At 67.8% G+C, this 10969-nt stretch carries 7 protein-coding genes and 1 pseudogene; 7 read left to right on the top strand and 1 reads right to left on the bottom strand.

Annotated elements, in window-relative coordinates; translation table 11 throughout:
* Positions 1 to 814 precede the first annotated feature (814 nt).
* From AB0927_RS40485 to AB0927_RS40475, 3 genes and pseudogenes are all read left to right on the top strand, one after another.
* Entirely contained in the window at positions 815 to 937 is a 123-nt protein-coding gene (locus AB0927_RS40485) for a hypothetical protein (protein ID WP_366672873.1), read from the top strand.
* Positions 938 to 1085: 148 nt separating this feature from the next.
* Complete coding sequence (locus tag AB0927_RS40480; RefSeq protein WP_366672872.1) at positions 1086 to 1349, top strand: helix-turn-helix transcriptional regulator; 264 nt, start codon at positions 1086 to 1088, stop codon at positions 1347 to 1349.
* A gap of 231 nt (positions 1350 to 1580) precedes the next feature.
* A pseudogene (locus AB0927_RS40475) lies at positions 1581 to 3052 on the top strand (UvrD-helicase domain-containing protein).
* A gap of 235 nt (positions 3053 to 3287) precedes the next feature.
* On the opposite strand, the gene AB0927_RS40470 reads toward AB0927_RS40475, so the two are convergent.
* Entirely contained in the window at positions 3288 to 5669 is a 2382-nt protein-coding gene (locus AB0927_RS40470) for a hypothetical protein (protein ID WP_366672871.1), read from the bottom strand.
* A 280-nt stretch (positions 5670 to 5949) separates the two neighbouring features.
* Here AB0927_RS40470 and AB0927_RS40465 point away from each other — a divergent pair, with 280 nt between their 5' ends.
* The 4 genes from AB0927_RS40465 to AB0927_RS40450 all read left to right on the top strand — a co-directional run bounded on the left by AB0927_RS40465 (position 5950) and on the right by AB0927_RS40450 (position 10457).
* Entirely contained in the window at positions 5950 to 7470 is a 1521-nt protein-coding gene (locus AB0927_RS40465; RefSeq protein WP_366672870.1) for a hypothetical protein, read from the top strand.
* 278 nt (positions 7471 to 7748) lie between these two features.
* Positions 7749 to 8270, top strand: a complete 522-nt coding sequence (locus tag AB0927_RS40460; RefSeq protein ID WP_366672869.1) for a hypothetical protein — start codon at positions 7749 to 7751, stop codon at positions 8268 to 8270.
* A 587-nt stretch (positions 8271 to 8857) separates the two neighbouring features.
* Entirely contained in the window at positions 8858 to 9313 is a 456-nt protein-coding gene (locus tag AB0927_RS40455) for a hypothetical protein (RefSeq protein WP_366672867.1), read from the top strand.
* A 424-nt stretch (positions 9314 to 9737) separates the two neighbouring features.
* Positions 9738 to 10457 (top strand): hypothetical protein, encoded by a 720-nt coding sequence (locus tag AB0927_RS40450; protein WP_366672866.1) that lies wholly within the window; start codon positions 9738 to 9740, stop codon positions 10455 to 10457.
* Positions 10458 to 10969: the final 512 nt, after the last annotated feature.

Genomic DNA, 10969 nt, shown 5'->3' with positions numbered 1-10969 from the left:
GCATCTCCCGCCTGCACAACCTCGTCCTTGCCGGGTGACGCAGAAACCACCAGGTCACCCGGCACATCAAAGATCATTTACGGGACAGCCCTTAAACGCCGCCTTTGTCGCCGGGATCCTGGCTCGTCTCAGCGGGATGCCCACGCTCTCGGCCGTGCTCGTCGCTGGCCCGGCGTTCATCGCTGTCTTCAGCCTGTTCATCACGGCATGGGCAACGCAACCTGACGTTCAACCGGCACCTCAGCTGCCATCACGCCTCGCACGACACCTATCGAAGCGAGTTCATCCTGCCCCGCTCCTGCTCACGCAGGCCCCCCTGCGGGTGATGGACAGATCCTGGAGCCCTCCGAATAGGTCGCCCTGCCCCCGCAGAGGCACGACAGACAGATTCCTCGGCAGACGAAGCGTTCTCCGTCGTTGGCTGAAGCGGGCCCATCTCAGATCCGGTACCGCGGCGAGATATCCGTCTCACAGCGCCTCCACCCACTCGACGGGCTCACACGTGAGGTCAACAACCGCCTCGCCATCGGACGCTGGCACCTGGCGGACGGCCGCGTCCTGCGGGGGTTCGGGGACGGTGGCGGCGCAGGGGATCGCGGCGGCGCACGCAGCGCAGGCATCCGCAAGGTGCCAGGTGAGGCCGCGGTCCGCCCGGATCAGCAAGAGCTGCAGCGGGCCGGAACAGGGGCCCCGGCGCCCGTGCCACACACAGACCCTTTCCCGGCACTGGCACGTACGCAGGTACGCCGGCAGCTGGGACTCGACAAGGTGGCCCGCAAGGTGCCTGCGAACCTGCACGACCCCATCAGCGCCCATGGCCACGAACGGCTGCGGGCAGGAACTGCACGTCAGCATGGGCCGCCCCGCCGAACTGCTGATCGTGACGGTCCAGGCGCGTGCGGACAGGGCCATGGACATCGGTCCCTCCAAGCCGTGAGCAGTCAGCCGCCGACCCTGCGTCCGGGCGGCTCCGGGCGCGGACACCGTAGTGCAGACCTCTGCCCTACCGGAGCCGGTCCGCATCGATACAAATAGGGCAGAGGTCTGCACTGCCAGGGCAGGGGTCTGCACCGTCGGATGGATCCGTGACGATCATCCCGCCGCCGGAGCCCGACCCGACGGCACTCAGGCTCTCCCTCGCTCGGCTGCGTGCGCAGCGCGGATGGAGCTACGACGAACTCGCCGCGCACAGCGGTCTGTCCCGCCGGACTCTGATCGAGATCGAGCAGGGCCGCACGATCGGCACGCTGGCCACGTGGCACGCTCTCGCCCACGCCTTCTCCATCCCGCTGGGCGAGCTCCTGAATCCGCTGTGCGCGGGGCACGAACCTCCCATGTCCGACGCCTGAGCACAGCCGCACGTCGGCCACCCGAACGTGATGGTGCTCTCGTACATGTGCTCTGAATTCGGATCCCTGTGGCCGTCTTGTCACCGCATCGGGCGGACCGGACGGCGCGTACGTAAGACACGGCCGGATATGTTGGCACTTTTTGACTCCGGCACCTGCCCAGGGTGCGCCCTTTCCCTGCGCCCACGTGTCTGCGGCGTTGGGCTTCGAGCTTCCGGAGAGATCTGTTCCATGCCCTTTCCCCCGACCGACGAACAGGCCGCCGCCCTGGAGGCGTTCCGCAGCGGCGGCCATCTCGCCATCCAGGCCGGCGCAGGCACAGGCAAGACATCCACGCTCGTCTTCCTCACGGAACAGATGCCGCTGCGGCGTGGGCGCTACCTCGCCTTCAACCGGGCCATCGCCCTGGACGCCGCCGCCCGCTTTCCCTCTGTGGTCCAGTGCAAGACGGCCCACTCGCTGGCCTACGCCGCGCTCGGCCACCGCTTCCGCGGCCGCCTGAACGCTCCTCGGCGGCCCGGGTGGCGGATCGGGCAGGACCTGGGCCTTAAAACGCCCCGGCCGACATCGGCCCGGCGGGGCTGATGCCGGCGACGCTGTCCAACGCTACGCTGCGGACGGTCACCCGCTTTTGTCAGTCAGCCGACATGCAATTGGCCCACCATCACGTTCCGCACCTTCGGGGCCTGGACGACGAGGACCATGCGGAACTGGCCGACCTGATCCTGCCGTACGCGGAGAAGGCATGGGCCGATCTGCAGAACCCCTACGGCGGCGCGGTCCGTTTCGAGCACGACCACTACCTGAAGATGTGGGCCCTGTCCGAGCCGGTCCTGCACGGCGACTTCCTCCTGCTGGACGAGGCCCAGGACACCAACCCCGTCCTCGAGCAGATCGTCCTGGCCCAGCAGGAGCGCACTCAGATCGTCATGGTCGGTGACTCGGCACAGGCCATCTACGGATGGCGCGGCGCCCGGGATGTGATGACTAGGTTCACCGGTCAGCACCTCACGCTCACCCGCTCCTTCCGCTTCGGCCCCGCGCTCGCCAACGAGGCCAACCGGTGGCTCACCCTCAGCAACGCTCCCATCCGGCTGACCGGGACACCCGACATTCCGACCACAATCGGATCCCGAGCCGGGCGCCCGGATGCGGTTCTGTGCCGGACCAACATCGGTGCGATGACCGAGGTCCTCGCACTCATCGCCGCCGGCATTGCCACGGCGCTGGTCGGCGGGGGTGATGCCCTGCGCGCCCTGGCATGGGCCGCCCGCGACCTCATCCAGGGACGCCGCGCCCACCACCCCGAACTTGTGCTGTTCACCACCTGGACGGCGCTGCGCGACTACGCCGAGCACGACCCCGCTGGCAGCGACCTGCAGCCCTTCGTCAATCTCGTCGACGAACACGGCCCCGAGGTCATCCTGCAGGCCGTCGACCGACTCGTTCCTGAAGACGCGGCCGAGGTCACCGTCTCCACCGCCCACAAGGCCAAGGGCCGGGAATGGGCCCGGGTCCGCATCGCAGCCGACTTCACGCCGCCCGCCGACACCGACGAGGTGGACGCCCAGGGCCAGCCCGTTCCCCGGCCCGTCGATGAGGCAGAAGCTCGCCTGGCGTACGTCGCCGTCACCCGGGCCCGCCACCACCTGGACCCCATCGGCCTGGCCTGGATCAGCCAGCACCCCGACAACCCGGTCTGAACACCAACTCCCCCGCACACGCCGCGGCCTCACCCGGCAGATCGCCCACGATGACGCAGCACCGGCGCGCGCCGCGCCTACTGATCACGCATTTCCCGACGTCATCGCGATTGACGAATGGGCCGCGATTGTCACCACGGAGACGGCTCGTTCGCCTCGTGCCCCCGAGGCCCGCACTTGCCTTGGACCTTCGGGACCGGCCGGGTGCCAGTGGTGAGGCACCGGGCGGCAGATGTCAGGACCGGTCGCGTACGACGGCTCGCCTTGGCTCCGCGCCCGGTCCGGGCTGCGGCACGATCCGCGGCAGGGCGGCGGGACGCAGGGCCCAGTGCACGCGGAATTGTTCCAGGATCTTTCGGGCGCTGTGCGGGGACACGTTCATCTCCAGGCGCGCCTCGGCCAGTCGCTGCAGGTCGCCGGGTGTCTTGTCGGGGCCGGTGTAGGCCGCTTTGCGGGCCGCGAAGTTAGGTCGCGCAAACACTTCGAGCAGGGTGCCGATGAAGTAGAGGTAGCAGGAGAACTCCTCCCAGCGCTGGGCCGATTCGCCGACGGGGTCGGTGCCTTCGGCGTGGGGAGGGTGTACGGCGTGTGCCAGGTGCAGGACGCTCTGCTCGAGTTCGGGGTTGGCTCGACTGGAGTCGGCCTCGCGGATCAGGGTGATCAGGGTGTGCAGGTCGTGCACGGTCTGCGCGGTGGCGGCGGAATCGTCGTGGCGGGCCAGTAGCGCGCGAAATCCGGCCAGGGCTTGTGCGGCTTCCTCCCACAGCACTTCACGGGCCAGGGCCGCCAGTCCGGGCCGCCGGGTACGCCGGTGGGTCTCTGTCACCTTGCGGGTGTAGCGGATGAGGTCGCGTGGGAGCCCGCCGGACAGCGCGTGGACAAGTGCGACGAAGGGGTCGGTGAATCCCGGGACCCGTATCTGCAGCAGCTCTCTGGACTCCTCCAGGGCGCGCGCCTCGATGACCAGGACGTCCTCCAGGGAACTGTCGGTGACGTCGCGGGTGGGCAGTCCGCGGCGGATGAAGGCCGACCCGATGTCCTCGGACACCGACAGCACGAAGTACACGCGCGGTACGTCGAAGATGGCCTTGATCTCGGCGAGGAACGCGCGTGCCTGCTCGCTCGAGCCCAGCCGGTCGAGCTCGTCAATGCCGACGAAGACCTTCCAGTTGTCCTGACGCTCGATGGCGCTGATGCGGGACAGCAGACTCCGGAACTCCCACACCAGCTCCGGGTAGGTGAAGGTGCGGGAACTGCTGCCGCTGGTACGGCCGAATCCCAGGGTGAGCGCGCGGGCCGACGCGCCGAGCGAGGTTGACGTGCCGACAGACTGGATGTGCTGCAGCAGATTCAGGTAGTTGTGGCAGTCGTGCACCAGGCGCCGCACCGGCCGCCCGGTGAGCCAGCTTCTCGGATCGGCCCACCACAGCAGCAGCGCCCCCACCACGAGCAGCACCAGACGGGAGATCACGGGATGCTCCTGCCATACGGTCAGCGTCCACTCCCACAGACCCACCGCCCATCCCGCGGCGGCAGGGCGAGTGGACCGGTAGACGGCATCAACGAGATCGCGGACTTCCCTCTGGATCGCCAAGACGACCAGGCCGAGCCCGGCCAGGAGCTGGGCCCACCGGCGGGCCGAGTAGTACAGGCGCCGGGGGCGGTGTGCTGCGCGGGCCCGCGAGCGGAACAGAAACGGGGCACGCGGACGGCGACCGTACAGTGCGAGGTAGTCCCGGCACACCGACTGGAACAGGGAGAGCAGGAACTCCTCGGGGCGGTAGTTGGCTGGCGTCTGGATGATGGTGTGGAAATGCGGTTCGGGAAAAGGACCGAGTCGGCCCTGGCATGCCTTCTTCAGCAGGGTGCTCTTGCCGACGCCCCGCGGCCCGCAGATCGCGATCGCCCCACCGCTCATCTGGTCGAACTTGCGCTGCAGAGTGGCCTCGACCTGTGTCGATATCCAGTACCGGGAGTTGCCGGCGTCGATGAGACCGTCATGGCTGCGGGCCACCAGCAGTGACTCGTGATCAGGTCCGAGCAGCGCCGTCATTTCACGCCGCATGGTCGGGTCCATTGTCTTCTTCAGCTTGACGAGCGCCCACCAGCCCAGTCGCACCTCGGTGTCGGCCGCGCAGGCGGCCCACAGCACGCCGTATACGGCGGTCTGCATTTGATTGAGAAAGTTGTTCCGGTTATCCGCGTTTCTGAACTCTTTGACGCCGCAGTAGCCGATAGGCCAGATAAGGGCCGTGATGCCCACCCACCAGGGCATCCCGACCATTGCATCCGCCAGCCAGTAGACGAGCGCCACCAAGAACACGAGCGACAGGAAGGGCGTGGTGCGGCATCGCTCCCGGGACTCGATGAGGCTTTGACGCAAGGAGTCGACGCGAGCCGCTCTGCGGCGCAGATCGAAGTAGGAGGGATCGGCCCGCAGCACTTCGGAGATGATCCGGGGCTGGTCGAAGGCCTGCCGCAAGTGCTCGTCCGTGATCTGGGGCCGGTCCAGGTCCAGATACGCCCGGATCTCTGGGTGCTCGGTGGACGCCGTCACGGCACGCTCGTACCAGGGCCGGATCCGTCGGGGCTCCAGGTGCCAGATTCCGCTCGGCATCCATGCCTTCCTCTGAGCAGCGAATGCATCCCGCGGCCCGACTTCGACGGGAAACCGTAAGGGGCTGACACCTTACGCCCCGTGCGGAACCACTGGACCAGGGCAGCATCGTAGGAGCCAACATGCTCAACAGGGCCCGTCAGGAAGAAAGTTGACGCAATGTCGCTGGTAGCAGCTGGCAGTCGCGGCATTTCATGGATGCGGCCCATCGAGGTCCGGTGGCGGACACGGCCGGCCTACGTGTGCCAGCGCGGAGCAACTGCACTAAGGAGAGGGAGACTTGGCCGGGCGGAACATGGCGTACCTGCGCAGGCACGAGGTGGAGAAGCTCCTCCACCTGGACAAAGGTGAGCTGGACCGACTGCTGGAGGAAGACGAAGGCTTCCCTGAAGCGTCCCGGGAGCATCACAGCCTGTTCGACCAGGCACTCGGCAAGGAGCCCCCCGTGACGTGGGACGGCGGCTCGGTCTACATCTGGGCCGCCCGCTCAAACCGGTTTCGTGAGCGAGGAGCCGTGCTGCTTGATCCTGCCCTGGGCACACGGTCCGTCGCGCCCGGCAAGTGGCTCGGATTCCAGCCCACCTCGCAGGGCCCGGCCATGGACTGGGACACCGACCTCGGCATCGTGCGCATCGTCCACACCACTCGCCATGGCGCAGCCTGCGCTATGGCCGAAGAACTGGCCAAGGACTTCGGAGCCCAGGGCGTGATCACCGTATGCGCCCTGTTCGGTGATATCGGATTCTCGGGACCGGCCTTGATCGCGGCCGACACCGCGCAGCCGTTCCTGGAGTACGAGACCCAGTGGGGCCTTGTGACCCGGCTCGTCGGCCAGCCGCTGCCCTGGTGGCCCCGTGCGCTGCGACGCTCCGACGTGATCAGCCAGTGGTCGCCGGGCGCACCCGTCACCCTCGCCGAAGTCCTGCCCGCCGAGAAGGAGACCACCCTGAGGCGGGCAGCCACCGTCCGATGGCCTGATGACGCCGCCAAGACGGCACTTGTGGACCTGGCCAACTCCCTGCGCAATCACGACATCGACAGCCTCGACAGCGAGATTCGCATCTTCGCCGAACACGGTGGGCACCCCCACGGCGACCCGCTCCTCATCGCGGCCCGACACCGCACCGAGGGCTACCCCCTGCCCCGCACCGATGACCGTGATCTGCTCGCTGCAGGCTGGCGCACAATCGCTTCCAGCCAGCTCTTCGAAGCCTACGAACCCATGGAGATCGGCATGCACTACGCCGCCGATCTCCTGCCGTACGGCCCGTGCACCGAAGTGCGCCTGCGAGGCCCCGCCGCCCGCCGATGGGGGCAGCACCTCACGGCGTGCACACCTACCGCCGTGCACGCCGTCCTCGCCGGTGACGCCCACGACGTGACCTTCTACACCGACCGCACCACCGGCATTCCCATCGTCCGCAAGGGATCCTCCCGCGACGGCACCTGGGTCTTCCTGGCCCCACTACAGCTAGAGGACCAAGGCGCCCAGCTCGAGTCCGTGATCCTGGAAGACACCGTGTGGGTGCAGACCGCGGACGGTCGGATCCATCCCGGGCCGTGTACGCCAGGCGACCACTTGTGGTGGGGCCCCGGCGGAGGGGACCGGCCCACGGAAGCCGCCTGGGTTATCTCCCAGCTCATGGACGACATCAGTACGCGAGTGAGCCTGGCCGACCACTGGCACCACGCCCCCGCCGGCCTGACGAAGCTCCTCAACGAAACCCGCCGGTACGGCACCGAACTCCCGAGGGCCGTGCTCGAGCATGCCCGGACGCAGCAGGTCGATGGCACTTCTTAGCCGACGGTCCACGCCGCCTCACCTTGATTCTCGCCACTTCTGCTGGGTCGCGAGCAGGCGAGAGGGCAGTGCGGTGTCTACGGGTCTTACCCGCTGGCTTTGTCCACGAGATCGGACAGCACTTCGACACCGCTTTGGGAGGCGGGAAGCCCACGAGACCAGGGCGGAATGTTCACGAGATTCGACAGCACCACCATGAGGGCGGCCGGGGCGGGCACCGAGTCCTGGCGTACGTTCGAACCTATGACGCGCACCCTGAGATGTCGGCTGGTGGCCCGGTGAGTGGCTGGTGGGCCTACCTGGAGGAACGGACCTGCCGAGAGGTCGATGCCGCAGTGCTGCGCGACCGCCGGCTGTCGGCGGTCAGGTCCGTCTGGGAGGCGCTGCGCCCGCTGGGGGTTGGCCTGCACGAAGCCGAGCGGGTAGTCCACGCGCGATACGAGGCCTTGGGCGACCGTGTGCAGCGCACGCTGCCTGATCCGCTGGACCTCCCCTCGCTCGCAGCCCGCGCCGCGGCTCTCCCAGGCCGTGTGGCGGCGGTGGAGGCGCTCTGGGACGGCGATACAGTGCACGACTGGTTCGTGCTCCTGGTCGCGGTGCTGGACGCTCCAGATGGGGAGGGCCACCTGGCGACTGTCTACCACCGATCCGACGGCCCTCCTCCTGGTGTTGCCGCCGCCGCGGCTGGCCGGACGCTGGCCGGCCACCTTCGCGTGCCCTTCCACTTCGCGTCTCCGGACGCTCCTGATGACGACGCCCCGCGTTGGAGGACGATCCAACGGTTGGCGGAAGGGCCGTGACCAGCGGGACGGGGCGCGGCGACCCCAAGGAGGCCGGACGACATGGTGCCTCCCGTTCTCATGAACATGGCCTCGGGGCCGATCCGCCTGCCTCCCAGGAGGGTGAACAACTGCTGTCGAAACTCGTGAACAAAGCCATACCCGCCGTCTGGGTGTGTGCCCGGGCCGTCGAGCTCGACCAGGCCGTCATTCAGGCGCAGTACCCCCCGGTCGCCCCGGGCAGCCGGTGGGGTGTAGGTGGAGCCGGTGATGGCGATGGGTGAGTCCGTGAGAAGCTCGCCGATCTCGTCGGTGGTGCGGCCTTTCGCCCAGCGCACGCAGTACCGGCCATCAGGCCGGTGAGCTGGGGTGGTGGCGCCTTCATGGCCCCAGCAGCTCCACCACAGGTACGCCCGCGTCAGCAGGGCGCTGCGCAGGGGTGTGCAGGCGGCGGGGGTCCAGTATTGGGCGAGATTCGTCTCGGTGGGCGTGAGCAGTGGGGCGTTCTTGAGGAGCTGCCGCTCGAACGACTCGTCCAACAGAGCAAGATCCCATAGGCCCAACTGGCCGCTGGTATCGAGGAGTTCGAGGCGCGAGCCGGTTGGCAGGTGGCGCAGGACGAGGCTGCGCTTGCCGACCGACTCCAGCCTCAGTCCGGGCAGGCCGGTGAGCTCGATCGTGCCGTCGTTGTCGGTGCGCTGGGTGGGCAGCAGGAAGCGGGCGATGCGGGCGGCGCAGCTCAGCCGAAGGACGAGGCGATCCGGCCGAGGGCTGAGGCCGCCGAAGTAGAGCAGGAGGTCGGGAAAGCTCCGGCCCTCCATACGGTCAAAGGGGTGCTCGCGATCGCGGCTGAACAGGCAGGTGTGCAGCATCGCCTGGAAGGCCTGCTGCCCCTCGTCCGGGGTGTCCAGGACGATCCGGCCACTGCGGTCGAGTACCGGATTCAGATCGTTGTGGGACAGGCCGAACAGCTGGCGACAGGCGGCGCGATGGGCCTTGTCGCGGACGTAGGTCTCCCTGGTGTTGTTCGCTGCCCGGTCAGCACAAGGGGAAAGCCGTCATAGGTGTGGCGCTGTCGCGAGGAGACTGGGTATCGCACCCTTTGGCCCGTGGCGGGCCCGTCCGGGGTGGGCCCTTCGACCGGCAGCCGGTCTCCGCGTCTGCGTCAACCGGGACATTACGCCGCCCCGCAGCGCTCAATGGTGTCCGACATTCCGAACGGCACCGTCCGTACCCGATCGGACGTGTCGTCATCACACCGGCAAGGCTCTCGCTTCGCGGGCGTGACGCCACGAGTACTGGCTCGTTACTCAGTGCGGGCCGCCGTCTGCGTCGGCCCCGGCTCCAGCGTGCTCTGCCCCGTGAGCGGGACACGCGGTCAAACGCCGAAAGTGGCAGGGCAGCGACGCAGATCATTGGTGCTGGCTCGTACCTCGACGCGCACCAGGTCACGGGACAGCGTGCGCGCCGCGAAGGGACACGAGCGTCATGAATCCCAACCACCGTGACAAGCAGACAGCGAAGATCCGCCGGGAGGCGGACGGCCGCCGCCCGTATGCGGCGCATCTGGCCGACGTTCGGCGTGAGCGTCTGGAGCACCTCGGCCGCATCGAGCACGAGGAGTTCGTGCCCGACAAGCTCAAGGCCGACGATCCGCTGCCTGTGGAACTCCCGCTTCTCGTGCGTCACCACATCAGCGAGATCAACCGCTACTTCTGCGACGTACTGATGCACGGCTACCACGCCGACACCTACGCAGAATGGGCGCGGATCGCGCTGTACCGGCTGACCGACGCGCTGGAGCACTTCCACCTGATGATCGGAACGACCGTGGCGCACCTGCAGGACAACCGCATCTCCCCCGACCGGATCCGCACCTATCTCCAGGCACGCACCTACAAGGACGTCGAGGCGTTTGTCACCCCAAAGGCCAAGGAACACCTCGACGGTCTGATCGGCAGGAACGAGCGGGCCGACGGCAAGCCGTACGTCGGCATCAGCCATGTCGTCGGGCGCCGCATCGCAGAGCGCACGGGATGGGCGGAGCCGGATCGCGAGGACACTCTGGAAGCCTTCCTCGCCGTGCTTTACAACAACTACCCCTACGATCCGGAGGCCTTCAGCTCCCTGCCCGAGCACATCCGGGACTGCGCACTCAAGACCGCGCCGCACTCCCTGGTGACGATCTCCGACGACGACGAAAGCTGATCCTTCGGGTGTAGCCCGGTGGGCGATGGTCTCCAGCACCACCGGGCTACACCGCTTGCGCGGCAGGACCGGGCCGGGAAACCACCTGGTCACGAGCCTGCCGCCTGAGACCCGCGAGGGATCGAAGGGGCTGAAGGGGCCGAGTCTTCGAAGAAGGCACCGGCGAGGAGAGCGTCACGGACCGGTGCGACGACGGCGAGTTCGAAGACACCTGGGCCGACAACGCCGGCCGCCTCGCCGAAGCCGCGGAACTCGAGGCGGAGAAGACCTGCGAAGCCTGTGGTGAGCCCGGACGCGCCCGCTTCCACGGCGACCAACACGGCACCTGGATCAAGGCCCTTTGTGATGACTGCAAGGCACTCCCTGGTTCCGCTCTGTGTCATTTCGCGATCGAACAAGCGAAGAAAGTGAGCATATTAAGGGCTGTCCCGTAACTGCTGGTCACGGGTGAGATGATCTCGCTGTGTCTGGTGTGATCACGGCGTCGGAGCCCTCCTGGATAGCCCCGTTCA

The organism is Streptomyces sp. NPDC048106 (assembly GCF_040706415.1).
Taxonomy (GTDB): Bacteria; Actinomycetota; Actinomycetes; order Streptomycetales; family Streptomycetaceae; genus Streptomyces.
The sequence above is the reverse complement of the archived record's forward strand: the minus strand, read 5'-3'. Positions and strand labels throughout refer to the sequence as shown.

Bases quoted from the DNA above. Each gene is read 5' to 3' on its own strand.
- AB0927_RS40450 (WP_366672866.1), top strand. From the start codon at position 9,738: ATGAATCCCAACCACCGTGACAAGCAGACAGCGAAGATCCGCCGGGAG.
- AB0927_RS40470 (WP_366672871.1), bottom strand. From the start codon at position 5,669: ATGCCGAGCGGAATCTGGCACCTGGAGCCCCGACGGATCCGGCCCTGG.
- AB0927_RS40485 (WP_366672873.1), top strand. From the start codon at position 815: ATGGCCACGAACGGCTGCGGGCAGGAACTGCACGTCAGCATGGGCCGC.